Source organism: Burkholderia sp. ABCPW 11 (assembly GCF_001523445.1).
Taxonomy (GTDB): domain Bacteria; phylum Pseudomonadota; class Gammaproteobacteria; order Burkholderiales; family Burkholderiaceae; genus Burkholderia.
Window position 1 is genome coordinate 158397 of the sequence record NZ_LOVM01000032.1, and the last position, 23711, is coordinate 182107.

Consider the following 23711-nt stretch of genomic DNA (forward strand, 5'->3'; position numbering starts at 1 on the left):
TAGCCAGGGAAACGGGGACGGGACGGCCGCCTACAGCAGGCCGTGCTGCTGCAGCTTCTTGCGCAGCGTATTGCGATTGATGCCGAGGTACTCCGCGGCGAGCGACTGGTTGCCGCCGGCCTGTACGAGCACGACCTCGAGCATCGGCTTTTCGACGCAGGACATCACCATTTCATAGACGTCGTGCGGATTGGAGCCGTCTAGATCCCGGAAATACACGTCCAGGCTCTCGCGGACACATTGTTCGATGTTGTGCTTGCTCATGCTGCTAACTGGTTATGGTCGTCCGACTCGCCCTGGCTGTTTTCCGCTTCGTCGTCGACGTAGACGAGGTGGTCCGACAGCGCCTTTTGCGCCTCGAAGAATGCATTGACGGCGGCGAGCTGCTCGCGGGTGGAATCGAGCGTGTTCATTCGGTGCCGGAACCCGTTGGCACCGGAAAGGCCGCGAGTGTACCAGCCGATGTGCTTGCGCGCAGTACGGACGCCGGTGAATTCGCCATAGAAAGCGTAGTGGTCTTCCAGGTGTTCGTTCATCACGTGCTGGATCTCGTCGATCCGCGGCGGGGGCAGCAGCTCGCCGGTTTGCAGGAAATGATCGATTTCGCGGAACAGCCACGGCCGGCCTTGCGCGGCGCGACCGATCATCAGCGCGTCGGCGCCGGTTGCGTCGAGCACGGCCTTCGCTTTCGCCGGCGACGTGATGTCGCCGTTCGCGACGACCGGAATCCGCACGGCCGCCTTCACGGCCGCGATGGTGTCGTACTCGGCATCGCCGCGATACAGATCGGCGCGCGTGCGGCCATGCACGGTGAGCATCGAGATGCCGGCCGCTTCGGCCAGGCGCGCGACCGTGATCGCGTTCTTGTGCTCGCGGTCCCAGCCGGTGCGGATCTTCAGCGTGACGGGCACCGCATCGGGCCCCGTGCCGACCGCCGCGACGACGGCCTCGACGATCCGCTGCACGAGCGGCTCGTTCTGTAGCAGCGCGGAGCCGGCCGCGACGTTGCAGACCTTCTTCGCCGGGCAGCCCATGTTGATGTCGATGATCTGCGCGCCGTTGTCGACGTTGTAGCGGGCCGCTTCGGCCATCATCGCCGGATCGGCGCCGGCGATCTGCACCGCGATTGGTTCGACTTCGCCTTCGTGGTTCGCGCGCCGCATCGTCTTCGCGCTTTTCCACAGCTGCGCGTTGGACGCGACCATCTCGGACACGGCATAACCGGCCCCCAGCCGTTTGCACAGCTGGCGGAACGGACGATCCGTCACCCCGGCCATCGGGGCGACGAACAGGTTGTTACGCAATACGTGAGAGCCGATAACGGGCATCGCAATGGCGCCGCCCGCGGCAAGCGCGGGCAGGGGGAAGGGAAGACGGAAAGCGGGCATTTTACCGTATTCCCATGCCCCGCCGATTTGACCCGGTTTGCTGGAGGCGCTGTGCGGTGTGCCGCGCGTCAGCTACGCTGGCCGAACATCATCTGGCGCGCGATCGCCTTCTTGAGCGGCGGCACGAACTCGAGCGCGGTGAGCGCGGCGCCGCGCAGCAGCGGAAGCGGGCCCGAGTCGACCGTAAACAGGCGCGCCAGCGTGTCGGTCGCGCCGATCGTGAAGCGCCGGTCGAGCGCGCGGCGCGCGTTGAAGGTCGCGAGCGCGGTCGCTTCGAAGCCTTGTGCGGACAGCGTGTCGGCGAGCGTGTGCGCATCGCGCAGCCCGAGGTTGAGCCCCTGGCCTGCAACCGGGTGCAGCGTTTGCGCGGCATTGCCGACGATCGCGACGCGACCGCTGACGAGCGTCTGCGCGGCGTTCAGGCCGAGCGGGAAGGACGCGCGCCCGGCGATCGCGACGAATTCGCCCATGCGTTCGCCGAACACGCTGCCGAGCTCGCGCAGGAACGCATCGTCGGGCAGTGCGGCACGTCGCGCCGCTTCGTCGGGCGTACAGCACCAGACGAGCGAGTAATCGGCCTGATGCGGCCCGCCGAGCGGCAGCAGCGCGAGCGGGCCCTCGTGCGTGAAGCGTTCCCACGCGACGTTCGGGCGCGGCGCCGATACCGTGACCGTGCCGACGAGCGCGGTCTGTCCGTAGTCGCGGCGATGCTTGGCCGTATCGGCCTGCTGTTCGTGGAACAGCCCGCCTTCGGCATTGACGACGATACGCGCGCGCAGCGTGCGCTCGCCTTGCGGGCCGTCGAGCGTCAGCGCGACGCCGTCGGCGTCCTGCTGCGGCGCGCGCGCGGTGGTCGACGTGAGCCAGTCGACGCGCGTGCCGCGCACCGCATTCGCGAGCGCCTGCACGATCGAGCCGTAGCGCACCACGTAGCCGAGCGCGGCGAGGGCGTGCTCGTCGCGATCGATCAGCGTGCGGCCGAAATGGCCGCGCTGCGACACGTGGATATGTTCGATCGGCGTGGCGTCGGCGGGCCACGCGAGCGTGTCGAGCAGCACGCGGCTGCCGTGCGACACGGCGATCGCGCGCGGATCGTTCGCGCTCGCGGCCGGGTCGCGCGCGTCGATCAGCGCGATCGATGCATGCTGCGTCGCGCTGCGGCGCGCGAGCCAGCCGGCGAGCGCGAGCCCGACGGGGCCCGCGCCGACGATGGCGAGGTCGTAATCCGGCGCGGCGGAGGGGGAAGCGGTCGTCATCAGGGTTCGTGAAACGGTGTTGGCAGTCGAAGCGGTTCAAGCGGTCTAGGCAGTCGCAGGCGGCACGCGGCCGCTCACGCGCCGTGCGCGGCGCCCTCGCGCATCAGCGCCTCGATCTCGTCGGCCGCGACCGGCACGTCGCGCGTGATCAGTTCGCAGCCGTGCTCGCGCACGATCGCGTCGTCCTCGATGCGGATGCCGATGTTCCAGTATTCGGGCGGCACGTCGTCGGCCGCGCGCACGTACAGGCCGGGCTCGACGGTGAGCGTCATGCCGGCTTTCAGCGTGCGCCACGGCAGCGCGCCGTTGGCGTCGCGCGCGGCGAGCCGTTCGCGATAGTCGCCGCAGTCGTGCACGTCCATCCCGAGCCAGTGGCCGGTGCGATGCATGTAGAAGCGCGTGTACGCGCGCTCGGCGATCGCGTCGTCGACGTTCGAGAAGCGCGTTTTCGGGATGATCCCGGTGTCGAGCAGCCCCTGCGCGAGCACGCGCACGGCCGCGTCGTGCGGCGCCTCGAACGGCACGCCCGCGCGCGTCGCGTCGATCGCGGCCTGCTGCGCGGCGAGCACGATGTCGTACAGCGTGTGCTGCGCGGGCGAGAAGCGGCCGTTTGCCGGGAACGTGCGCGTGATGTCCGACGCATAGCCGTCGAGTTCGCAGGCGGCGTCGATCAGGATCAGGTCGCCGTCTCGCGCGGCCGCGTTGCCGGCCGGATAGTGCAGCACGCACGCATTCGCGCCGGCCGCGACGATCGAACCGTACGCGGGCGCCTGCGCGCCGTGCTTGCGGAACAGGTACAGCAGCTCGGCCTCGAGCTCGTATTCGCGGATGCCGGGGCGGCACACCTGCATCGCCCGGCGGTGCGCGAGCGCGGAGATGTGCGCGGCGCGCATCATGATCGCGAGTTCGTGTTCGTCCTTCACGAGCCGCATGTCGTCGAGCAGCGGCGTGAGGTCGAGCAGCGCGTCCGGCGCGGCGACGCCCGTGCGTGCCTGCGCGCGCACCGCGTCGATCCAGCCTGCGAGCTGGCGCTCGAAGTCGGCCGATGCGCCGAACCGGTAGTGCACGGTGCCCGCATCGGCGAGCAGGCGCGGCATTTCGGTGTCGATCACGTCGACCGCGAATGCCGCATCGAAGCCGAACGCGTCGCGTGCGGCGTCGGGACCGTAGTGAAAGCCTTCCCAGATCTCGCGGTCGACGTTCTTGCCGCGGCAGAACAGGATCGATTCCGGCGCCCCGTGCGGCGCGGCCGCGTTCAGCACGAGCACGGCATCCGGCTCGGTGAAGCCCGTCAGGTAATGGAAATAGCTGTCGAACCGATACGGGTAGGCCGTATCGCGGTTGCGCAGCATTTCCGGCGCGGTGGGGACGATGGCGACGCCGCCGCCCGCGGCACGCAGTGCGGCAAGCACGCGTTCGCGGCGCTGGCGGTAGACGTCGACGGCGATGGCGGTATCGAGGGGCGCATTCATCGTGCGATTGTAGCGCCGCGCGACGCGGTGCGTGAGAGTGGGGCCGCAAGCCGCTCCGGCCAAGGCCCGCACGGCAGCTGTTGCAAACCATCCACAGGCCGGACGGGCGATTTTCTACCCGGCCGCGCGTGCCGGTTATGATCGGCGACAACGTATACTCTCGGCGGTTCCCTTGAAAAGGCAGATGATGAAATTAATCGGTTCGCTCAGCAGCCCGTACGTCCGAAAGGCGCGGATCGTGCTTGCTGAAAAGAAGATCGACTACAAGCTGGAGCTCGAGAACGTGTGGGCGCCGGAGACGGATATTCATGCATCGAATCCGCTCGGCAAGGTCCCGTGCCTCGTGATGGAGGATGGCGCCGCGGTGTTCGATTCCCGCGTGATCTGCGAATACGTCGATACGCTGTCGCCGGTCGGCAAGCTGATTCCGCCGTCGGGCCGCGAACGCGTCGAAGTGCGCTGCTGGGAAGCACTGGGCGACGGCGTGCTCGACGCGGCGGTCGCGATCCGTCTCGAACACACGCTGCGGGAAGAAGGGCAGCGCAGCGCGAGCTGGATCGCGCGCCAGCAACGCAAGATCGACGACGCGCTCGTCGCGATGTCGCAGGGTCTCGGCGGCAAGACGTGGTGCGTCGGCAATCATTACACGCTCGCCGACATCGCACTCGGCTGCGCGCTCGGCTATCTCGATTTCCGGATGCCCGAGCTCGACTGGCGCGATCGCCACCCGAACCTCGACAAGCATTTCGTGAAGCTGCAGCAGCGACAGTCGTTCGCCGATACGCTGCCGCAGAACTGAGCCGCGGCCCGGCCTTCACGCATTCGGCAGACGAAAGAAAAGCGCCCCGCGGGGCGCTTTTCTTTTTGCCGCGCCGGCCGCCGCTAGCACGGGGCGGCCGCGCGCGTCACTCGATCGATGCGTACACGGCTTCGCCGAGCGAGAACGAATCGCTGCGCGCGATCGGCCACCACTTGTCGTACAGGGACAAGCCGCAGGTCTGGCCGTCGAGCAGCGCACCGGGTTTCAGGTACTTCAGCAGTTGCGACATCAGTCGCACCTCGTGCGGCGCGACCCGCTGCACGATGTGATGCGCGCGCAGCTCGGACGGATGCGCGAGGCCGGCCGCCTGCACGAGTTCCTGCAGCGCATGCAGCGTATTGCGGTGGAAGTTGTACACGCGCTCGGCCTTGTCGGGCACGACGAGCGCGCGCTGGCGCACCGGGTCCTGCGTCGCGACGCCGGTCGGGCAGCGGTCGGTGTGGCAGTGCTGCGCCTGGATGCAGCCGACCGCGAACATGAAGCCGCGCGCCGAGTTCACCCAGTCCGCGCCGATCGCGAGCGTGCGTGCGATGTCGAACGCGGTGATGATCTTGCCGCTCGCGCCGAGCTTCACGCGGTCGCGCACGCCGATCCCGACGAGCGTGTTGTGCACGAGCAGCAGCCCTTCCTGCAGCGGCACGCCGACGTGGTCGGTGAATTCGAGCGGCGCCGCGCCCGTGCCGCCTTCCGCGCCGTCGACGACGATGAAGTCGGGCACGATGCCCGTCTCGATCATCGCTTTCGCAATGCCGAAGAATTCCCACGGGTGACCGATGCACAGCTTGAAACCGGTCGGCTTGCCGCCGGACAGCGTGCGCAGCCGCTCGACGAATTCGAGCAGCCCGCGCGGCGTCGAGAATTCCGAGTGCGTCGCGGGCGAGATGCAGTCCTTGCCCATCGGCACGCCGCGCGTTTCGGCGATTTCCGGCGTGATCTTCGCGGCCGGCAGCACGCCGCCGTGACCGGGCTTCGCGCCCTGCGACAGCTTCACCTCGATCATCTTGACCTGCGGATCGGCGGCCTGCTTCGCGAACTTGTCGGGGTTGAACGTGCCGTCTTCGTTGCGGCAGCCGAAGTAGCCGGACGCGATTTCCCAGATGATGTCGCCGCCGTGCTCGCGGTGGTACTTCGACAGCGAGCCTTCGCCGGTGTCGTGCGCGAAGCCGCCTTTCTTCGCGCCGAGGTTCAGCGAGCGGATCGCGTTCGCGGACAGCGAGCCGAAGCTCATCGCCGAGATGTTGAAGATCGAAATGTCGTACGGTTGCGCGCGATTCGCGCCGACGCGGATGCGGAAGTCGTGGCTCGGCAGCTTCGTCGGCGCGAGCGAATGGCTGATCCATTCGTGCGCGACGGCCTTCACGTTCAGCTCGGTCCCGTACGGACGATTGTCCGCGACGTTCTTCGCGCGCTGGTAGACGAGGCTGCGCTGCGCGCGCGAGAACGGCTTTTCGTCGGTGTCGTCCTCGACGAAGTACTGGCGGATTTCAGGTCGGATGAATTCGAACAGGAAGCGGAAGTGGCCCCAGAGCGGGTAATTCCGGAGGATCGCGTGGCGGTCCTGCTTCAGGTCGTACAGGCCGAGCGCGACGAGGGCGATGGGGACGACGATCCACAGCCAGGAAAGAACGTGGGCCGACGCGAGCGCGGCCGCTGCGACGAGCAGCAGCACGGCACACCACATCGCGAGGTAGCGGCGTGAAAGCATGGGGGACTCCATAAGAATCTTGAAATACCGCCATGCGTACGCTGCGAAGGCGGCGCGCCGGCCGCGGCGGAATCGTGTTCCGCCGGGCGCGGCGTGCCGCAAGTCTAAACCGAATGGATGTCAGCGTGCTTCGGCGAGCGCCGGCGCGTGGCCCGCCGGTGCAGCCTGGCCGGGTTGGCCGGTGGCCGCGAACTCGATGATGCCGCCGCCGAGGCAGATCTCGCCGTCGTACAGCACGGCCGACTGGCCGGGCGTGACGGCCCACTGCGCGTCGTCGAACGCGAGCGAGAAGCGCGCTTCGCCTGCCGGGCCGGCTGCCGCGGCGCCTGTCGCGGCCCGGCCATCCGCGGCCCGGCCGAACGTGCACGCCGCGTCGGCCTGCCGGTAGCGCGTCTTCGCGCCGCACGCGAAGCCGTCCGCCGGGGGCTCGCCGGCGACCCAGCTCACGTTGCCGGCGACGAGCTCGCGCGACAGCAGCCACGGATGATCGTGACCCTGCACGACGTACAGCGTGTTCGTCGCGATGTCCTTCGCGGCGACGTACCATGGCTCGCCGCTGCCGCTCTTGCTGCCGCCGAGGCCGATGCCCTTGCGTTGGCCGAACGTATAGAACGCGAGGCCGATGTGCTCGCCGACCACCTTGCCGTCGGGCGTCTTCATCGGGCCGGGTTTCGTCGGAAGATAGCGGTTCAGGAAATCGCGGAACGGCCGTTCGCCGATGAAGCAGATGCCGGTCGAATCCTTCTTCTTCGCATTCGGCAGCCCGATCTGCGCGGCGATCTCGCGCACCTTCGTCTTCGGGATCTCGCCGAGCGGGAACATCGTCTTCGACAGTTGCGCCTGGTTCAGCCGGTGCAGGAAGTACGACTGGTCTTTCGTATGATCGAAGGCCTTCAGCAGTTCGAAACGCCCGTCGCGCTCGCGCACGCGCGCATAGTGGCCGGTCGCGATCATTTCCGCGTCGAGCGACATCGCGTGGTCGAGGAACGCCTTGAACTTGATCTCGGCGTTGCACAGCACGTCGGGGTTCGGCGTGCGGCCGGCCGAGTATTCGCGCAGGAACTCGGCGAACACGCGGTCCTTGTATTCGGCGGCGAAGTTGACGGCTTCCACGTCGATGCCGATCAGGTCGGCCACGGACACGACGTCGATCCAGTCCTGGCGCGTCGAGCAGTACTCGCCGTCGTCGTCGTCTTCCCAGTTCTTCATGAACAGGCCGACCACGTCGTAGCCTTGTTCCTTCAGCAGCCACGCGGTCACCGACGAATCGACGCCGCCCGACATGCCCACCACTACACGGCGCTTGCTCATTTGCCGACCGCCTGACGTTCGAATGCCTCGGGGCGCGGGGCGACCGAATGCGTGTGCACGAAATCGAGCGGAATGCGCCGCCCGGCGAGATAGTCGTCGACGCAGCGCATCACCGCGGGCGAACGATGGCGCTCGCTGCAGGCACGCAGTTCGTCGGCCGTCATCCACAGCGTGCGGACGATGCCGTCGTCGAGCACATGGCCCGCGACCGGTTCGCCGGCGGTGCCGCAGAACGTGAAGCGCAGGTAGGTCGCGCCGGCGCTGCCGGGGCGATCGTAGTGCGCGAGATAGACGCCGACGAGCGCGTCGGGCGTGAACGGGTGCGCGGTTTCCTCGAGCGTTTCGCGGATCACGGCATCGGCCAGCGTTTCGCCGGCTTCGAGATGACCGGCCGGCTGGTTGATGCGCAGGCCCGTCGAGGTTTCTTCCTCGATCACGAGAAAGCGGCCGGCGCGCTCGACGAGCGCGGCGACCGTCACATGCGGGGTCCAGATTTCGGGTTTCATGGTTCGGCATTTTACCGGTTGCGCCCGAACGTTGCCGGCCGTTCGTCAGACGATCCGACCCTCTCGGATCGTCCGTCCCGGCGCTGCGTGACGACGCTGCGTGACGACGCTGCGTGGCGGCGCGGGTCAAGCGCCTGTCGCATTCGAGCACGATCGTGCGGAAAGTGCTGGCGCGACCATCGCTTTCGGTTAAAGTGCAGCGTGAAAGCCGTTGCTCGTGAGCCGGTATGTCAGCCTGTCCGGCTCGTTGTGCAGTAAAAGATCGCAAGAAAAGAAATACTGACAATGACTGGAGGGACTGACGATGCATATTGGAGTGCCTGCTGAAACGCGGGCCAACGAGGCGCGTGTGGCTGCGACGCCGGAAACCGTGAAGAAATACGCGGCGGCCGGCCATCGCGTCAGTATCGCGAAAGGGGCCGGCAGCGCAGCCAGCTATCCCGACGAAGCCTATGCGGCCGTCGGCGCCGAATTGACCGACCAGTCGGCCGCGTTTGACGCCGATCTCGTCCTGAAGGTCCAGGCGCCCACCGATGCCGAACTGCCGTTGCTCAAGCGCGGCACCGTGCTGATCGGCATGCTCGAGCCGTTCAACGGCGAGCAGGCGGCGAAACTCGCCGCGGCCGGCGTGACCGGTTTCGCGCTCGAGGCCGCGCCGCGCACGACGCGTGCGCAGAGTCTCGACGTACTGTCGTCGCAGGCGAACATCGCCGGCTACAAGGCCGTGCTGGTGGCCGCGTCGCTGTATCCGCGCTTCATGCCGATGCTGATGACGGCCGCAGGCACCGTGAAGGCGGCGCGCGTGCTGATTCTCGGCGCCGGCGTCGCGGGCCTGCAGGCGATCGCGACCGCAAAGCGGCTGGGCGCGGTGATCGAGGCGTCCGACGTGCGGCCGGCCGTGAAGGAGCAGATCGAGTCGCTCGGCGCGAAATTCCTCGACGTCCCGTTCGAAACCGACGAAGAGCGCGAAGCCGCGCAGGGTGTGGGCGGCTATGCGCGCCCGATGCCGGCATCGTGGCTCGGCCGCCAGGCCGCGCTCGTGCACGAGCGTGCGAGGCAGGCCGACATCGTGATCACCACCGCACTGATTCCCGGGCGCCCGGCGCCGACGCTGATCTCGGTCGACACCGCGCAGGCGATGAAGCCCGGCTCGGTGCTCGTCGATCTCGCGGCCGGCCGCGGCCCGGAAATCGACGGCCGCAGGGGCGGCAACTGCCCGCTGACCGTCGCCGATCAGGTGATCGTGCACAACGGCGTGACGATCGCCGGCTACACGAATCTCGCGTCGATGGTCGCGTCGGACGCATCGGCGCTGTACGCGCGCAACCTGCTCGACTTCACGAAGCTGATCGTCACGAAGGAAGGCACGCTGAACGTCGACCTGACCGACGACATCGTCGCCGCGACGCTGCTGTGCCGCGACGGTGAAGTCACGCGCAAATAACGGAGGAGACCATGGAAGTCATCAATCACACGGTGATCAACGTGATCATCTTCGTGCTGGCGGTGTACGTCGGCTACCACGTCGTCTGGAACGTCACGCCGGCGCTGCATACGCCGCTGATGGCCGTGACCAACGCGATCTCGGCGATCGTGATCGTCGGCGCGATGCTCGCGGCGGCGCTCACCGTCGGCGCGACCGGCAAGTTCTTCGGCACGCTCGCGGTCGCGCTCGCGGCCGTCAACGTGTTCGGCGGCTTTCTCGTGACGAGGCGAATGCTCGAGATGTTCCGCAAGAAGGAGCCCAAGCGCATCGAGGGCGGCAAGGAGGGCGCGCGATGAGCATGAACGTCGTTACGCTGCTGTACCTCGTCGCCTCGGTGTGCTTCATCCAGGCGCTGAAGGGCCTGTCGAATCCGAAGAGCGCGCGGCGCGGCAACCTGTTCGGGATGGTCGGGATGGCCATCGCGATCCTCACGACGATCGCGCTGATCGTCAAGCAGGCCGCGTGGCTCGGCGCGAACCTGCCGCTCGGCCTCGCGCTCGTGCTCGGCGCGCTGATCGTCGGCGGCGGCGTCGGGGCGTTCGTCGCCGCGCGCGTCGAGATGACGAAGATGCCGGAGCTCGTCGCGGCCATGCACTCGCTGATCGGTCTCGCGGCCGTGTGCATCGCATATGCGGTGGTGTCGGAGCCCGAAGCGTTCGGCCTCGTGCCGCAGGACGCGGTGTCGTCGAGCTTCATCCCGTACGGCAACCGCGTCGAGTTGTTCATCGGCACGTTCGTCGGCGCGATCACGTTCTCCGGTTCGGTGATCGCGTTCGGCAAGCTGTCGGGCAAGTACAAATTCCGGCTGTTCCAGGGCGCGCCGGTCGTGTACGCGGGCCAGCACCTGATCAACCTGATGCTCGCGATCGCGATGCTCGGCTTCGGCATCCTGTTCTTCATCACGCAGGCGTGGCTGCCGTTCATCATCATGACGGCGATCGCGTTCGTGCTCGGCGTGCTGATCATCATCCCGATCGGCGGCGCGGACATGCCGGTGGTCGTGTCGATGCTGAACTCGTACTCGGGCTGGGCGGCGGCCGGCATCGGCTTCTCGCTGAACAACGCGATGCTGATCATCGCCGGTTCGCTGGTCGGCTCGTCGGGCGCGATCCTGTCGTACATCATGTGCCACGCGATGAACCGCTCGTTCTTCAACGTGATCCTCGGCGGCTTCGGCGGCGAAGCGGCGGCCGGCGGCGCGGCGGGCGCGCAGGAGCAGCGGCCGGTGAAGTCGGGTTCGGCCGACGACGCGGCGTTCATGCTCGGCAACGCGGAATCGGTCGTGATCGTGCCGGGTTACGGGCTCGCCGTCGCCCGTGCGCAGCACGCGCTGAAGGAGCTGACCGACAAGCTGGTCGAGAAGGGCATCGACGTGAAGTACGCGATCCACCCGGTCGCCGGCCGGATGCCGGGCCACATGAACGTGTTGCTCGCGGAAGCGGAAGTGCCGTACGAGATCGTGCACGAGATGGAGGACATCAACGGCGAATTCGGCCAGGTGGACGTGGTGCTCGTACTCGGCGCGAACGACGTCGTGAACCCGGCCGCGAAGAACGATCCGAAATCGCCGATTGCGGGGATGCCGATCATCGAGGCGTACAAGGCGCGCACGGTGATCGTCAACAAGCGTTCGATGGCGGCCGGCTACGCGGGCCTCGACAACGACCTGTTCTACATGGACAAGACGATGATGGTGTTCGGCGATGCGAAGAAGGTCATCGAGGACATGGTGAAGGCGGTCGAGTAGCGCACGCCGAGGCTATGCGGCGCCCGCTTCGATGCGCGGGCGCCGCGCCGGCACAGGCCCGACCGGCGCAAGCCGGCCGGGTTTTTTTCATGGTGCGACGCGTTGCGCGATGCAGGCGGCGATCGCGTCGCGTACGCGCACGATCGCCGGGTCGCGCTGCGTGCTCGTGCGCCAGCCGATTTCGACCGGATAGCGCGGCAGGTCGATCGGGCACGCGAGTGCGCGCAGCGCGGTCGATTGCGCGATCGCGCGGGCCGCATGCGCGGGAATCGTCGCGACTGCGTCGGAGCCGGCGAGCAGATACGGCAGCGCGGCGAAATGCGTGGTCGACGCCGCGACGCGCCGCTGGTGGCCGAGCGCGGCCAGCGCCTCGTCGACGATCCCGATCACGCCGCCCGACGATACGAGCAGGTGGTCGCGCCGCAGGAACTCGGCGAGCGTCAGCGTGCGCGGCGTCCGCGCGCGGCCGGCCGGATCGATCAGGCACGCATATCCGCCCGTCGCGACCGCGCGCCGGCTGAGCCCGTTCGCCGAGAAGCCGCCCGATGCGATCGCGAGATCGACGCCGTGCCGCAGCAGCGCGTCGCCGGCGATGCCGCTGTGGGTCTGCCGGAAGATCAGCCGGATGCCGGCGGCTTCTTGCGCGAGCGCATCGATCAACGCGCGGCCGAGCGCGATCTCGAAGTCGTCGGACAGCCCGATCGAGATCGTGCGGCCGACGCGGTCGCCGCCGTCGGCCGCGATCGCGAGGCTTTCGCGGCAGCGGTCGAGCGCGTCCGACAGGATCGGCTTCAGCTCGTCCGCGCGCGGCGTCGGCGCGAGCCCGCGGCCGGTGCGCACGAACAGCGGATCTGCATAGATCACGCGCAGCCGCCCGAGCGCCGCGCTGACCGCCGACTGCGTGAGGTCGAGCCGCAGCGCCGCGCGGCTCGCGCCGCCTTCCTCGTACAGCGCCTCGAACACCTTCAGCAGGTTCAGGTCGAGGCTGGCGATATCATCCACGTTCATGACACATATCGTTCCATCGATTTGATCGATGACATCTTATCGATAAAGATGGCGACATCCCATTCAACGGAGACGCCTTCATGTCCACGTCAGTCATCGCCGCGCTGCAGATCGGCGCATCGCCCGCCGGCACGCACGCCACGCTCGACACGATCCTCGGCTGCGAAACCGCGATCCGCGACAGCGGCGCGTCGCTGGTCGTGCTGCCCGAGGCCGTGCTCGGCGGCTATCCGAAAGGCGAAATCTTCGGCACGCGGCTCGGCTACCGGCTGCCCGAAGGACGCGAAGCATATGCGCGCTACGCCGCGCAGGCGATCGACGTGCCGGGGCCGGAAACCGACGAGCTGGCCGCGCTGTCGCAGCGCACCGGCGCGAGCCTCGTGGTCGGCGTGATCGAGCGCGGCGGCAGCACGCTGTACTGCACGGCGCTGTTCTTCGATCCGCGCGACGGGCTCGTCGCGAAGCACCGCAAGCTGATGCCGACCGGTACCGAACGGCTGATCTGGGGGCAGGGCGACGGCTCGACGCTGCCCGTCGTCGAGACGGCCGCGGGCCGCGCGGGCGCCGCGATCTGCTGGGAGAACCACATGCCGCTGCTGCGCTGCGCGATGTACGCGAAAGGCGTGCAGATCTGGTGCGCGCCGACCGTCGACGAGCGCGACGTGTGGCAGAGCTCGATGCGGCACATCGCGCACGAAGGGCGCTGCTTCGTCGTGAGCGCGTGCCAGGTGCAGCCGTCGCCGCGCGCGCTCGGCATCGACGTGCCGGGTTGGGACCCCGAGCGGCCGCTGATTCGCGGCGGCAGCGTGATCGTCGGGCCGCTCGGCGACCTGCTGACGGAGCCGCTGATCGGCGAGGCCGGGCTCGTGACCGCCCGTATCGACACCGACGAGCTCGTGCGGGCGCGCTACGACTTCGACGTCGTGGGGCACTACGCACGTGCGGACGTGTTTTCGCTGCACGTCGACGAGCGGCCGAAGCGGCCGGTGGTGTTCGGCGGGTAACGAAAGCGGAGGCGGGCGCCGCATGGCGCCCGAAAACGAAGGGCGGCGGCCGCCCGCCGCGCCGCGTCAGCGCATCGGCGCTTCCGCGATCCGCATGTAGTCGGCGATCCGCCGGCCCTCCATGTCCGGAAACTGCTCGTGCACGGTGATGTCGCCCATCCGCGCGATGTCGAAGGTGCGAAAATCGTCGCGCAGCTCGCACCACGCGCCGATCGTCCAGCGCCCGCCCCAGTAGACGAGCCCGAGCGGCCAGACGCGACGCTGCGAATGCGCGCCGAGCCGGTCGCGATAGTCGAAGCTGACGATGTGGCGCGTGTCGATCGCCTGGTGGATCGCGTCGACCTTCGCGCAAAACGTCGCGTCGATGTGGAACGACGGCGCGAACACGGGCAGCCGGTCGAGCGCCGTACGCTTGTCGGCCGGCATTGCCGACGCGATCTTCGCGAGCGCCGAGCGCGCGCCGCTCGCGAAGCGCGCACCGCCCCAGGTCTCGAGCATGCGCGCGCCGGTGGCGAGCGCCGCCAGCTCCTCGGCCGTGAACGTGAGCGGCGGCAGGCTCGCGTTGCGGTTCAGCCGGTAGCCGATGCCGGCCTCGCCTTCGATCGGCACGCCTGACAGTTGCAGGTCGCGTACGTCGCGATAGACCGTGCGCGGCGACACCGACAGCCAGTCGGCCAGCTGCTGCGCGGTCGTGAGACGACGCCCGCGCAACAGCTCGGCGATCTGGAACAGGCGGTCGGCACGGCGGGTCATGACAGCACCTCGATTCCTCTGGCTACGGGGACTTCGCGATGATAGCGCCGCGCCGGCCCGCTGACCGCTGCGCTCAGTGGCATTTCGGCGCGTGCAGGCCGACGCGGTTGCCTTCCGTGTCGATCAGGTAGCCGACGTAGCCGTAGTTGTTCGGCAGCTCGACGACGGAGCCCTGCACGACGCCGCCCGCGCGCTTCGCGCGTTCGAGCGCCGCGACGACCGACTCGCCGGCGTTCAGGTAGACGAGCACGCCGTTCGCGCTCGGCTTCATCTGCTGCGGATCGAACACGATGCTGCCACCCGTGCTCGATGCGTCGCGATCGAACGTCGCCATCGGCACGCCGCCGATGACCTCGCGCTGCAACGTGGTTTGCAGCACGGTTTCGTAGAAGCGGATCGCGCGGTCGAAATCGAGGGACGGAATGTCGAACCAGGCGATCGCGCGTTCCACGGTTGCAGTGGCGGTTGCTGACGTCATGACGAGCTCCTTGTGTTGCGTTGTTATTCGGATTCGGTGGGGAAACCAGCCTGCATTGCGCCGGGATTGCAGTGTGATCGCGGGCTGCTGACACCGTATTGTCAGTAGAGTTGTCACCCTTGACATGCAACCATTTGGTTGCATAATAAGACCGTTGACCCGGGAGCGGCATGGACCTCGTTTTCAAGGCGCTGGCCGATGCCACGCGCCGTCGGTTGCTCGATCTGCTGTACGCAAAAAACGGCCAGACCGTGTCCGAGCTGTGCGACGGGCTCGCGATGAGCCGGCAGGCCGTGAGCAAGCATCTCGCGCTGCTCGAGGCCGCGAATCTCGTCGCGACGACGTGGCGCGGCCGGGAGAAGCTGCATTACCTGAATCCGGTGCCGATCCATGACATCGCACAACGCTGGATCGGCAAGTTCGAGCGTCAGCGCCTGCAGGCGCTGGCGGACCTCAAGCGGGGGCTGGAAGCGCCCCGCGACACGGGAGACGACAATGGGTAATCCCGACTTCGTGTACGTGACCTTCATTGCGGCCACGCCCGAGCGCGTGTTCGACGCGCTGACCAACGCCGAGCTGACGAAGGACTACTGGGTACGGCATCGCAACGCGTCGCCCGACTGGCGGCCGGGTTCGCGGTGGGAACATCAGGACTACGACGATCCGTCGCGGGTCGACATCGTCGGCGAAGTGGTCGAGAACGATCCACCGCGCCGGCTGGTCGTCACGTGGCGCACGCCGTCGGGGGAGGGCGGGAAATCGCGCGTGACCTATCTGGTCGAGCCGCACGAGGGCGTCGTGAAGCTGACCGTCACGCACGACGGGCTGGTGCCCGGTTCGGAGATGGATCGAGGGATTCGCGGCGGCTGGCCGGTCGTGCTGTCGAGCCTGAAGACGTTGCTCGAGACGGGGCATGCCCTGCCGTTCACGATGGCACGCTGGTCGCAGTCGAAGCATTGACCGGCTGCGGAAAAGCACAGGGGCCGCGATGGCGGCCCCTGCACGTCGTGGCTTGCACAAGCGCACGGATGGCTTACGCGTCGCCCTCCGGCGCGGCCGGGCGTGCCTTCACGCTGCCGGCGATCAGGTCGAAGCGGAACAGCCGGCATTCGAGCGCGCCGTTGAACAGCGGCGTCTTGGCCGATTCGCGCAGGCGCAACTGGCCCGGCAGCGAACGGTCGGACGTCAGCAGGAACGCCTGCCAGCCCGTGAAGCGCTGCTTCAGCGCATCGCCGAGCGCGTTGAAGAACTCGCTGTCCGGCGCGTCGGTGTGCGTGCGACGGAATGCGTCGTCGTTGCCGCGGTTGCGGCCGGTTTCGCGCACCTCGCCGCGCGCGCTGCGGCCGCGCACTTCGATCCGCTCGCCGTACGGCGGGTTCGCGAGGAGGATGCCCGGCCCGTCGCACGGCGGCGTCATCCCGCGCGCATCGACCTGCTTGAGCCACACCGACGGCACGCCCGCGCGCTCGAGGTTCGCGCGCGCCTTCTCGAGCATGTCGCCGGAGATGTCGCTGCCGTACACGCCGAGCGCTTCGCCGCGCCTGGCTCGCGCCGCGCGCTTCGCGTCGAGCGCCGGGACCTTCAGCCCCTGCCACGCGGTGATGTCGTACTGCTTGAGCTTTTCGAAGCCGAACCGGCGCTCGACGCCGGGCGCCACGCCGAGCGCGATCTGCGCGGCTTCCGCGAGGAACGTGCCGCTGCCGCACATCGGGTCGTACAGCGCGGTGCCGGGCGTCCAGCCGGTCAGGCGCAGGATGCCGGCCGCGAGGTTCTCGCGCAGCGGCGCCGCGCCCTTGTCGAGACGCCAGCCGCGCTTGAACAGCGGCTCGCCCGACGTATCGAGGTACAGCGTGCATTCGCCCGCCGTCAGGAACGCGAACACGCGCACGTCCGGCGCACCGGTGTCGATGCTCGGGCGCGCGCCGGTCTTGTCGCGCATCCGGTCGCAGATCGCGTCCTTCACGCGCAACGTCGCGAATTCTAGGCTCTTCAGCGGCGACTTGATCGCGGTGATGTCGACGCGTAGCGTCTGCGTGGCCGCGAACCAGCGCTCCCACGGTTGCTCGAGCGCGAGCGCATAGACGTCCTGCTCGTTGCGGTACGCGCGGTGCGCGATCTTCAGCAGGATCCGGCTCGCGATCCGCGAATGGAGGTTCGCGGCCATGCCGGCGGCCCAGCCGCCGCTGAAATGGACGCCGCCCGGCACCTGCGCGCCCGCGGTGAACGGCGCGCCGTTCAGGTGGCGGCCGGCGATTTCGGCCAGCTCGGCGGCAAGCGCCGCTTCGAGGCCGCGCGGGCAGGGGGCGAAGAATTCGAACAGGGTGGGCGAGGACATAAGGCGGGTGAGGACGTGCAAAAGTCCACTATTGTACGCGGCGCGGCCGACCGGGGCCGGCGTTTCGGCGCGACGGCGCCGGCACGACGGCCGCTCGCGCGTGCCGGGAGGACGGCGACGGGCACCGGCGGGGCGCCGCTGCCCGCCGCAGCTCAGTGCGCGCCCGGCTGGCCGGCGCGCGCGGCCGGGGTGCCCGCCGGCCAGAACAGCGCGAGCGGATTCGACAGCACCGTGCGGACGATCGCGGCGACGAGCGCGCGCACCTTGGTCGGGCGCAGGCTGCGCGAGCGCACGGCCATCGTGAACGCGAGTGCGAAGCTCACGAGCACGTTGAGGAAGGCCATGCTGAGCACGCCGGCGCCGGCCCACCACAGTTCGGGCGTGCCGAGCGCATCCTTGCCCAGTACGCCGAGCGCGATCCCGATCGAGCCGGCCGACAGCGTCACGTGCCGCACCTCGAACGGGAACATGAACACGGTGACGATCGCCGGGACGAGGCCGAGCATCAGGCCGAGGCCGACGTTCGCGACCACGCCGGCGACGTTCGATCGGCAGAAATGCGCGAGCTTCGCGGCGCCGGCCGCGCCGAGCGTCAGGCGCAGCCGGCGGTTGTACGCGAGCGCATCGCCGACGCGGTGCAGCACGAACCAGTTGTCGGCCCAGCCCGCGAGCAGACTCGACGCCCACAGCAGCACGCCCGTGAGCGCCGCATAGAACGGCGTCGGGCCGAGCAGCGAGAACGAATGCAGCGTCGCGTGCGCCTTCTCCGGCGAGATCAGGTTCGTATGCGCGACGTTGGCCGCGAACAGCTGCACGAGCAGGCACACGGGCAGCACGACGACCACGTTCCCGGAAATCGCGGCCGCCTGCGTGCGGATCAGTGCAATCACCGACGCGACGAACGCCTTCACGCCTTCCTCGTGACCGGTGTCGTCGAGTTCGCGCGCGAGCGTCGGCGCGGTCATCGCGGGCTGCTTGGTCGCGAGCGTGAAATGCAGGAAGTGCATCAGCATGAAGCTGGCCGCGTAGTTGATGCCCGCCAGCAGCCCTTCGAGCATCGACTGCAGGTGCGCACCCGTGATCGCGAACTTCACGCACACGGTCGCGACCGTGACGAGGCCGCCGCCCGCGGCCATCCGCAGCATCTTCAGGTACTCGGCCCGGCCGCGCGAGATGTAGTGCTCGCCGGTGTCCGCGTTGGTCTCGACGAGCTTGCGTGCGAACAGCGAGAAGTTGCTGCGCACGAGGTGCGCGACGCTCTGGCTGCTCTGGTTCGCGTCGACGAGCTCGGCGGTCAGGTGCGCCATGCCGTGCAGGTCGTCGCGCGCCATCCACGCGTTGAGCAGCATTTCCGCGCGCAGGATGCGCATGCGCATCCGCTCGACCTGGAACACGATGTCGACCGACACGCCGTTGCGGTACAGGTGCGCGAACACGTTGTCGACGGCGATCCGGCATTCGTCGAGCAGCACGCGCAGGTAGTTCACCTCGTGCAGCAGCTTGCTCGGATCGCCGCCGTCCTCGACGGCCGCGTGCGCGGTCTCGACCGCGAGCATCGCGCGCGTGAGGCGGTAGAACGGCTGCGATTCGAGCGGCTTGCGCGCATCGTCGTCGGACAGCCGGCTGCGCACCGTCTGCGACAGGCCGGTCGAGCTGATCTGGCAGGTCAGGTTGTGCAGCGCGGCCAGCAGATCGCGCGAGAACGAGCCGGGCTCGTGGCGCTCCTCGTCGGTGACGTCGAACGAGAGCAGCTCGGCGAGACGCGCGAGCAGGTCGTCGGGCAGCGCGTCGATCCATTTCGCGTCCTCGGGCGTCGGGAACATCAGCGTGAACAGCGCCGACAGTTCGCGGCGGTTCGGCGCGGGCGGGATCAGCGACGAATCGATCCGCTCGAACAGCGCGCCGAAGAAGCCCGAATGCACGGGCATGCCGGCGTCGCACAGCAGCGAGATGCCGTCGCACTCGCGCAGGATGCCGCGCAGGATGCGCGCGGCGTGCGCTTTCCATGCGGGGTTGCGATCGAGCACGTGAAACAGGTAGCGCAGCCGCGCATGGGCGGGATAGGCCCGCGTGTCGGCGTCGCGCTCGGCCGGCTCGTCCTGCACCGTGCCGTTGCGGCGCAGCCAGTGCGCGAGCTCGATCAGCCATTCGCTGCGCTCGGCGTACGACGCGTCGGCGTCGGCATGCGCGAGCAGCGCATCGAGCTGGTGACCGGCATTGCGCGACGCGCGCCACTTCTTGATCAGGGTCGTCAGGGAACGAAACATAAACGGAATAGCGAAAGCCCGTGACGGGCGGGTTCGGGATGCCGGCCGGGGAAACGGCGCGGCGCCGGGAGAACGGATGAGACGGGGCCGGTGCCGGACGGGGCGCGGCGACCCGCGATGCGACTGCCCCGCTGCGGTGCACGCCGACCGCGTGCAGGCGCCGGGGGCACGGCGGTCGGGCCGAACGCGGCCCGGCGCCACTGGCCGGTGCGCACGACGAACGGCGCGAGCCTGAAAGTGCGTAGGATCGTCAATCGGGCCGGAAAACGCAAGCCGACCGCGTTGCATGGCGCGGGTTCCGGCGGCTTTGACAAAGAATGTAAATGGCCGTTCTAAATGGCCGTCGGCCGATGAAGGCGGTACGCGAGGCCGGCTGCGGCGGCGTGCAGCCCCCGACGGGCGGCACGCGGCCCGACGCGCCATTCGACACCGCGCGGGCGAACGCCGTGTCGAACGTTCGCCTGCGCGCCGTCCGCGTTCGCTTATGCGCCGGACTTGCCCGTCGCGCCGGCGTCGCCGCCGGACGTCGGGTTGGCCGGGCACGGCACGACCGGCGCGGCCGCCGTCTTGCTGCCGGCCGCGGGCGTGGCCGGCGCGCCGCGGCGCGCGGCCATCGCGCGCACGCCGTCCGCGGCCTGCGCGGCAATCGCGTCGAGCGCGCGCCGGTGGCCGGCGACGAGTGCGTCGTAGCCGTCGCCGACCGGTTCGGCGACGCTCGTGCGGCAGGTCATCACGGCCTGCGTGGCGAGCGAGCGCACGCTCCACACGGCGTCGACCGCGGCCCGCTTGCCGGGCCACGACTCGAAGCGCTGCACGTTCACGCTGATGCGGTACACGGGTACGCCGGCCGGATAGGCGGAATTCGCGACGTCGATCGTGCCGAGCCGAGCGGCGAGATCGTCCGACAGCGCGCGGCGGATCTCGTCGGCGGGCGGCGACGCCCAGCGCTCCTGCTCGAGCACGTCGACCTGCGCGGCGTTCTTCTGCACGACCAACTGGTTCTTCGCGACCTGTTCGGGCACGCCGACCGACGGCACCTCGATCAGGAACGCCGGGTTGGCCGGCGCGGTGCGCAGCGGCGCCGCGGCGTCGGCCGGGCTGAGCGTGTAGAACCGCGCGGGCGGCGAGCTGCACGCGGCGAGCGCGAGTGCGGCGAAGACGGCCGCCGCGCCGCTCGCAAAACCGTTCACGCGTGTCGTCATGGTTTATCTCCTGGCTTGCCCTTGAGCAGCGATTCGGGGTGGCGCTCCAGATAGTCGGCGAGCGCGTTCAGCGATTGCAGCGTGCGCGTGAGTTCCTTCAGCGCGCCGCGCACGTCGGACTGCAGCGGCGAATCCTGCTGCAGCGTCGCCTCGGCGGTCGAGAAGGTCTGCTTCGCGGCCGACAGCGTGTCGCGCGCTTGCGGCGCGACCTGCGTGTCGAGCTGCTTGAACAGCTTGTCGGCGTTCGCGAGCGCGCTGTTCAGGTTCGCGCCGATCTGGTCGAACGGCACCTTGTCGAGCTTCTTCGCGATGTCGGCGACCTGCAACTGCAGCTCGTCGAGCGTATTCGGCACGGTCGGCAGCTCGAGCGGCTGGCGGGCCGTGTCGATCTTCACGGCCGGCGCCTTCGGGAAGAAGTCGAGCGCGACGTACAACTGGCTCGTCAGCAGGTTGCCGGTGCGCAGCTGGCCGCGCAGCCCGTGCTGGACGAGCCGCTCGACGATTTCGCGGCGCGCCGGTTCGCCCTTGCTCTCGATCGTCTCGCGGAAGCGGCGGCCGAGGCGCTCCGGATACACGTTCATCGTCACCGGCATCAGGAAGTTCTTCGTCTTCGGATCGAAGTCGATGCCGATGTTCGTCACTTCGCCGAGCACGATGCCGCGGAAGTCGACCGGCGCGCCGACGGCGAGCCCGCGCAGCGACTGGTTGAAGTTCATCACGACCTGCAGCGGCTGGCCGTCCGGGTCGCGCATCGCGTCGCCCTCGTCGGAGCCGAGACGGAACGTCGTGTTGTTCGGCGCGGTCGTGCCGCTGCCCTGGTTCGGCGGCGTCTGGAACGCGATGCCGCCGAGGATCACCGTCGCGAGCGACTGCGTGTTCAGCTTCAGGCCGCTCGAATCGAGCCGCAGATCGACGCCGCTCGCCTGCCACCAGCGCGTGTTCATGCCGACGTACTGGTCGTACGGTGCATTGACGAACACGTTGAACGTGACGCCCGTGCCGTCCTTGTCGAGCGAGAAGCCGACCACCTGGCCGACCTGGACGCGACGGTAGTAGACCGGCGAGCCGATGTCGACCGAGCCGAGCGAATCGCCGCGCAGCACGTACTGCGTGCCTTTCTGGTCGCCCGTGACGGCGGGCGGCGTCTCGAGGCCGGTGAAGTCGGTCAGCGTGTCCTGCCCGTGACCGGCGTCGACGCCGATGTACGCGCCGGACAGCAGCGTGCCGAGCCCCGACACGCCGGTCGCGCCCACGCGTGGGCGCACGATCCAGAAGCGCGAACCCTGGACCGCGAAGTCCTCGGCTTCCTTCTTGAGCTGCACCTGGACCAGCACGCGCGACAGATCCTTCGACAGCTTGATCGTCTTGACCGTGCCGATCTCGACGTCCTTGTACTTGACCTGGGTCTTGCCCGGCTCGAGCCCTTCGGCGCTGTGGAAGCTGATCGTGATTTCCGGGCCGCGCTCGCGCACGGACTTGATCACGAGGCCGATGCCGATCAGCGCGGCGATCAGCGGCACGAGCCAGACGAGCGACGGCAGCCAGCCGCTTTTCGTCGAGATCGCCGGATCGGGCGGCCGGGGCGCATCGTGCTGCGGGCCTTGTGGACTATTCATGGTGATTCCCTGAGGTTTCGACTGGATCCCAGATCAGGCGGGGATCGAACTGCATCGACGCGAGCATCGTCAGGATCACGACCGAGCCGAACGCGAGCGCGCCGGGGCCGGCCGTGATGACGGCGAGCGAACGGAAATGGACGAGCGCGACGGTCAGCGTCACGACGAAGATGTCGAGCATCGACCAGCGGCCGATGCGCTCGACGATCCGATAGAGGCGCGTGCGCTGCAGCGGCCGCCAGGCGGTGCGGCGCTGTGCGCTGATGACGAGGATCGTCAGGACGGCGAGCTTGAGCATCGGCACGAGAATGCTGGCGACGAACACGACCACGGCGAGCGGCCAGTCGCCGGACGTCCAGAAATAGATGACGCCGCTCATGATCGTGTCCTGCTGCGACCCGACGATCGACGACGTACGCATGATCGGCAGCAGGTTCGCCGGAATGTAGAGGATCGCGGCCGCGAGCAGCAGCGCCCACGTGCGCATGATGCTGTTCGGCGTGCGCACGTGAAGCGCGCTGCCGCAGCGCGCGCAATGCGCGTGCGGCCGGTCGATCGTCTGCACGAGCCCGCACGCGTGGCAGCTGGCGTAGCCCTCGCGGGCGGCGGTCGGCGTGGGCCTCGTCATCGGCGGGGCGTGTCCTGCAGCGGCGCGGCGGGGTCGGGCCGCGCCGGCGCGCGGCCGGCGCGCAGGTCGTCGGCGATGTCCCACACCGTGCGCGGGTCGAACATCAGCACGACGGCGGTCATCAGCGTGAGCGCGCCGAACGCGAACAGCGCCGCGTCGGGCACGACGCGCGCGAGGCTCACCATCTTCACGATCGTGACCACGATGCCGAGCATGAACACCTCGATCATCCCCCACGGCCGCACGAGCTGGATCGTGCGCAGCACGACGTTGAGGCCGGGCGGCACGATGCCGCGCCGGATCGGCAGCAGGACGTACAGGAGCGCGGCCATCTCGACGAGCGGGAACAGCACGGTCGAGCAGAACACCATCACGCCGACGATCTCCATGTCCTGATGCCACAGCGCATCGATCGCGCCGATCAGCGTCGTCTGCACGCGCGTGCCGTTCAGGTCCATTTCGAGGATCGGGAACGCCTGCGCGATGACGAACGTGACGAGCGCCGCGACCGCGAGCGCGCTGATGCGCTCGATCTGCGTGGTGCTGTTGCGATAGAGCAGCGCGTCGCAGCGCGGGCAGCGTGCGATTTCGCGGCCGCTCAGGCGCGGTTTATGCAACAGTGCGTCGCATTCGTGGCAGGCAATCAGGTCGTATCGTTGCATGGAAAAGGCGGTGCTGCGACGGCCGGGGAACGCGTCGACGGGGCCGGAACCCGCGCCAATCTTACCA

Annotated in this window: 23 protein-coding genes; 7 read left to right on the forward strand and 16 right to left on the reverse strand. The window is 68.7% G+C overall.

From position 1 onward, the window contains the following. Positions 1-30: 30 nt before the first annotated feature. From WS61_RS13930 to WS61_RS13945, 4 genes are all read right to left on the reverse strand, one after another. Positions 31-264 carry a Fis family transcriptional regulator gene (locus WS61_RS13930; RefSeq protein WP_006476892.1) on the reverse strand — a complete coding sequence of 78 codons (234 nt, stop codon included), beginning with the start codon at positions 262-264 and terminating at the stop codon, positions 31-33. Next, positions 261-1328: a tRNA dihydrouridine synthase DusB gene (gene dusB, locus WS61_RS13935; protein ID WP_034206429.1), complete on the reverse strand. Its 1068-nt coding sequence runs from the start codon at positions 1326-1328 to the stop codon at positions 261-263. The genes WS61_RS13930 and dusB overlap by 4 nt, the downstream gene beginning before the upstream one ends. Before the next feature lie 128 nt (positions 1329-1456). Then, positions 1457-2644, reverse strand: a complete 1188-nt coding sequence (locus tag WS61_RS13940) for a UbiH/UbiF/VisC/COQ6 family ubiquinone biosynthesis hydroxylase (protein ID WP_059501000.1) — start codon at positions 2642-2644, stop codon at positions 1457-1459. A gap of 74 nt (positions 2645-2718) precedes the next feature. Continuing rightward, positions 2719-4116, reverse strand: a complete 1398-nt coding sequence (locus WS61_RS13945) for an aminopeptidase P N-terminal domain-containing protein (protein ID WP_059501001.1) — start codon at positions 4114-4116, stop codon at positions 2719-2721. A 184-nt stretch (positions 4117-4300) separates the two neighbouring features. Here WS61_RS13945 and WS61_RS13950 point away from each other — a divergent pair, with 184 nt between their 5' ends. Next, positions 4301-4915 carry a glutathione S-transferase family protein gene (locus WS61_RS13950; protein ID WP_027783574.1) on the forward strand — a complete coding sequence of 205 codons (615 nt, stop codon included), beginning with the start codon at positions 4301-4303 and terminating at the stop codon, positions 4913-4915. A 106-nt stretch (positions 4916-5021) separates the two neighbouring features. On the opposite strand, the gene WS61_RS13955 is transcribed toward WS61_RS13950, so the two are convergent. The 3 genes from WS61_RS13955 to WS61_RS13965 all read right to left on the reverse strand — a co-directional run bounded on the left by WS61_RS13955 (position 5022) and on the right by WS61_RS13965 (position 8458). After that, complete coding sequence (locus WS61_RS13955; protein WP_059501002.1) at positions 5022-6641, reverse strand: FMN-binding glutamate synthase family protein; 1620 nt, start codon at positions 6639-6641, stop codon at positions 5022-5024. A 120-nt stretch (positions 6642-6761) separates the two neighbouring features. Further along, a complete protein-coding gene (mnmA, locus tag WS61_RS13960) occupies positions 6762-7952 on the reverse strand; it encodes a tRNA 2-thiouridine(34) synthase MnmA (RefSeq protein WP_059501003.1) in 1191 nt (396 codons plus the stop codon). Next, positions 7949-8458, reverse strand: coding sequence for an NUDIX hydrolase (locus tag WS61_RS13965; RefSeq protein WP_059501004.1), 510 nt, complete (start codon positions 8456-8458; stop codon positions 7949-7951). Before WS61_RS13965 ends, mnmA begins: the two co-directional genes overlap by 4 nt. Before the next feature lie 304 nt (positions 8459-8762). Here WS61_RS13965 and WS61_RS13970 point away from each other — a divergent pair, with 304 nt between their 5' ends. From WS61_RS13970 to WS61_RS13980, 3 genes are read left to right on the forward strand one after another with little or no spacing between them, the layout of a single operon-like run. Continuing rightward, positions 8763-9902: a Re/Si-specific NAD(P)(+) transhydrogenase subunit alpha gene (locus WS61_RS13970; RefSeq protein ID WP_059501005.1), complete on the forward strand. Its 1140-nt coding sequence runs from the start codon at positions 8763-8765 to the stop codon at positions 9900-9902. Positions 9903-9913: 11 nt separating this feature from the next. Then, positions 9914-10240, forward strand: a complete 327-nt coding sequence (locus tag WS61_RS13975; protein ID WP_012327914.1) for an NAD(P) transhydrogenase subunit alpha — start codon at positions 9914-9916, stop codon at positions 10238-10240. Beyond that, positions 10237-11691: an NAD(P)(+) transhydrogenase (Re/Si-specific) subunit beta gene (locus WS61_RS13980; protein ID WP_006483443.1), complete on the forward strand. Its 1455-nt coding sequence runs from the start codon at positions 10237-10239 to the stop codon at positions 11689-11691. Before WS61_RS13975 ends, WS61_RS13980 begins: the two co-directional genes overlap by 4 nt. Positions 11692-11778: 87 nt before the next feature. Here WS61_RS13980 and WS61_RS13985 read toward each other — a convergent pair whose 3' ends face one another. Next, the gene (locus WS61_RS13985) at positions 11779-12699 is read right to left on the reverse strand and encodes a LysR family transcriptional regulator (RefSeq protein WP_059501006.1); all 921 of its coding nucleotides are present in this window, start codon (positions 12697-12699) and stop codon (positions 11779-11781) included. Positions 12700-12779: 80 nt separating this feature from the next. Between WS61_RS13985 and WS61_RS13990 the strand changes: the two genes are divergently transcribed. Beyond that, entirely contained in the window at positions 12780-13703 is a 924-nt protein-coding gene (locus tag WS61_RS13990) for a carbon-nitrogen hydrolase family protein (protein WP_059501007.1), read from the forward strand. A gap of 66 nt (positions 13704-13769) precedes the next feature. Here WS61_RS13990 and WS61_RS13995 read toward each other — a convergent pair whose 3' ends face one another. Further along, positions 13770-14456 carry a YafY family protein gene (locus WS61_RS13995; RefSeq protein WP_059501008.1) on the reverse strand — a complete coding sequence of 229 codons (687 nt, stop codon included), beginning with the start codon at positions 14454-14456 and terminating at the stop codon, positions 13770-13772. Between the two features lie 73 nt (positions 14457-14529). Beyond that, positions 14530-14934 carry a VOC family protein gene (locus WS61_RS14000; RefSeq protein ID WP_034206437.1) on the reverse strand — a complete coding sequence of 135 codons (405 nt, stop codon included), beginning with the start codon at positions 14932-14934 and terminating at the stop codon, positions 14530-14532. A 170-nt stretch (positions 14935-15104) separates the two neighbouring features. Here WS61_RS14000 and WS61_RS14005 point away from each other — a divergent pair, with 170 nt between their 5' ends. Together WS61_RS14005 and WS61_RS14010 are read left to right on the forward strand one after the other, a co-directional pair. Next, positions 15105-15437, forward strand: a complete 333-nt coding sequence (locus tag WS61_RS14005; RefSeq protein WP_059501009.1) for a helix-turn-helix transcriptional regulator — start codon at positions 15105-15107, stop codon at positions 15435-15437. Beyond that, positions 15430-15894 (forward strand): SRPBCC family protein, encoded by a 465-nt coding sequence (locus WS61_RS14010; RefSeq protein WP_059501010.1) that lies wholly within the window; start codon positions 15430-15432, stop codon positions 15892-15894. Before WS61_RS14005 ends, WS61_RS14010 begins: the two co-directional genes overlap by 8 nt. A 73-nt stretch (positions 15895-15967) precedes the next feature. Here WS61_RS14010 and WS61_RS14015 read toward each other — a convergent pair whose 3' ends face one another. The 6 genes from WS61_RS14015 to WS61_RS14040 all read right to left on the reverse strand — a co-directional run bounded on the left by WS61_RS14015 (position 15968) and on the right by WS61_RS14040 (position 23644). Continuing rightward, on the reverse strand, positions 15968-17269 hold the full coding sequence (locus WS61_RS14015) for a class I SAM-dependent RNA methyltransferase (protein ID WP_059501011.1): 1302 nt from the start codon (positions 17267-17269) through the stop codon (positions 15968-15970). 152 nt (positions 17270-17421) lie between these two features. Beyond that, positions 17422-19536, reverse strand: coding sequence for a site-specific recombinase (locus WS61_RS14020; RefSeq protein ID WP_059501012.1), 2115 nt, complete (start codon positions 19534-19536; stop codon positions 17422-17424). Between the two features lie 482 nt (positions 19537-20018). Then, positions 20019-20738 (reverse strand): membrane integrity-associated transporter subunit PqiC, encoded by a 720-nt coding sequence (locus tag WS61_RS14025; RefSeq protein WP_059501013.1) that lies wholly within the window; start codon positions 20736-20738, stop codon positions 20019-20021. Continuing rightward, positions 20735-22354, reverse strand: a complete 1620-nt coding sequence (locus tag WS61_RS14030; RefSeq protein ID WP_059501014.1) for an intermembrane transport protein PqiB — start codon at positions 22352-22354, stop codon at positions 20735-20737. Before WS61_RS14030 ends, WS61_RS14025 begins: the two co-directional genes overlap by 4 nt. Then, positions 22347-22982, reverse strand: coding sequence for a paraquat-inducible protein A (locus tag WS61_RS14035; RefSeq protein ID WP_059501015.1), 636 nt, complete (start codon positions 22980-22982; stop codon positions 22347-22349). The genes WS61_RS14030 and WS61_RS14035 overlap by 8 nt, the downstream gene beginning before the upstream one ends. After that, a complete protein-coding gene (locus WS61_RS14040; protein WP_059501016.1) occupies positions 22979-23644 on the reverse strand; it encodes a paraquat-inducible protein A in 666 nt (221 codons plus the stop codon). Before WS61_RS14040 ends, WS61_RS14035 begins: the two co-directional genes overlap by 4 nt. Positions 23645-23711: the final 67 nt, after the last annotated feature.

Bases quoted from the DNA above. Each gene is read 5' to 3' on its own strand.
- WS61_RS14005 (WP_059501009.1), top strand. From the start codon at position 15,105: ATGGACCTCGTTTTCAAGGCGCTGGCCGATGCCACGCGCCGTCGGTTG.
- WS61_RS13945 (WP_059501001.1), bottom strand. From the start codon at position 4,116: ATGAATGCGCCCCTCGATACCGCCATCGCCGTCGACGTCTACCGCCAG.
- WS61_RS14020 (WP_059501012.1), bottom strand. From the start codon at position 19,536: ATGTTTCGTTCCCTGACGACCCTGATCAAGAAGTGGCGCGCGTCGCGC.
- mnmA (WP_059501003.1), bottom strand. From the start codon at position 7,952: ATGAGCAAGCGCCGTGTAGTGGTGGGCATGTCGGGCGGCGTCGATTCG.
- WS61_RS13970 (WP_059501005.1), top strand. From the start codon at position 8,763: ATGCATATTGGAGTGCCTGCTGAAACGCGGGCCAACGAGGCGCGTGTG.
- WS61_RS14010 (WP_059501010.1), top strand. From the start codon at position 15,430: ATGGGTAATCCCGACTTCGTGTACGTGACCTTCATTGCGGCCACGCCC.
- WS61_RS14040 (WP_059501016.1), bottom strand. From the start codon at position 23,644: ATGCAACGATACGACCTGATTGCCTGCCACGAATGCGACGCACTGTTG.
- WS61_RS13975 (WP_012327914.1), top strand. From the start codon at position 9,914: ATGGAAGTCATCAATCACACGGTGATCAACGTGATCATCTTCGTGCTG.
- WS61_RS13955 (WP_059501002.1), bottom strand. From the start codon at position 6,641: ATGCTTTCACGCCGCTACCTCGCGATGTGGTGTGCCGTGCTGCTGCTC.
- WS61_RS13965 (WP_059501004.1), bottom strand. From the start codon at position 8,458: ATGAAACCCGAAATCTGGACCCCGCATGTGACGGTCGCCGCGCTCGTC.
- WS61_RS13950 (WP_027783574.1), top strand. From the start codon at position 4,301: ATGATGAAATTAATCGGTTCGCTCAGCAGCCCGTACGTCCGAAAGGCG.
- WS61_RS13990 (WP_059501007.1), top strand. From the start codon at position 12,780: ATGTCCACGTCAGTCATCGCCGCGCTGCAGATCGGCGCATCGCCCGCC.
- WS61_RS13930 (WP_006476892.1), bottom strand. From the start codon at position 264: ATGAGCAAGCACAACATCGAACAATGTGTCCGCGAGAGCCTGGACGTG.
- WS61_RS14015 (WP_059501011.1), bottom strand. From the start codon at position 17,269: ATGTCCTCGCCCACCCTGTTCGAATTCTTCGCCCCCTGCCCGCGCGGC.
- WS61_RS14025 (WP_059501013.1), bottom strand. From the start codon at position 20,738: ATGACGACACGCGTGAACGGTTTTGCGAGCGGCGCGGCGGCCGTCTTC.
- WS61_RS13995 (WP_059501008.1), bottom strand. From the start codon at position 14,456: ATGACCCGCCGTGCCGACCGCCTGTTCCAGATCGCCGAGCTGTTGCGC.
- WS61_RS13980 (WP_006483443.1), top strand. From the start codon at position 10,237: ATGAGCATGAACGTCGTTACGCTGCTGTACCTCGTCGCCTCGGTGTGC.
- WS61_RS13940 (WP_059501000.1), bottom strand. From the start codon at position 2,644: ATGACGACCGCTTCCCCCTCCGCCGCGCCGGATTACGACCTCGCCATC.
- WS61_RS14035 (WP_059501015.1), bottom strand. From the start codon at position 22,982: ATGACGAGGCCCACGCCGACCGCCGCCCGCGAGGGCTACGCCAGCTGC.
- WS61_RS14000 (WP_034206437.1), bottom strand. From the start codon at position 14,934: ATGACGTCAGCAACCGCCACTGCAACCGTGGAACGCGCGATCGCCTGG.
- WS61_RS13985 (WP_059501006.1), bottom strand. From the start codon at position 12,699: ATGAACGTGGATGATATCGCCAGCCTCGACCTGAACCTGCTGAAGGTG.
- WS61_RS14030 (WP_059501014.1), bottom strand. From the start codon at position 22,354: ATGAATAGTCCACAAGGCCCGCAGCACGATGCGCCCCGGCCGCCCGAT.
- dusB (WP_034206429.1), bottom strand. From the start codon at position 1,328: ATGCCCGTTATCGGCTCTCACGTATTGCGTAACAACCTGTTCGTCGCC.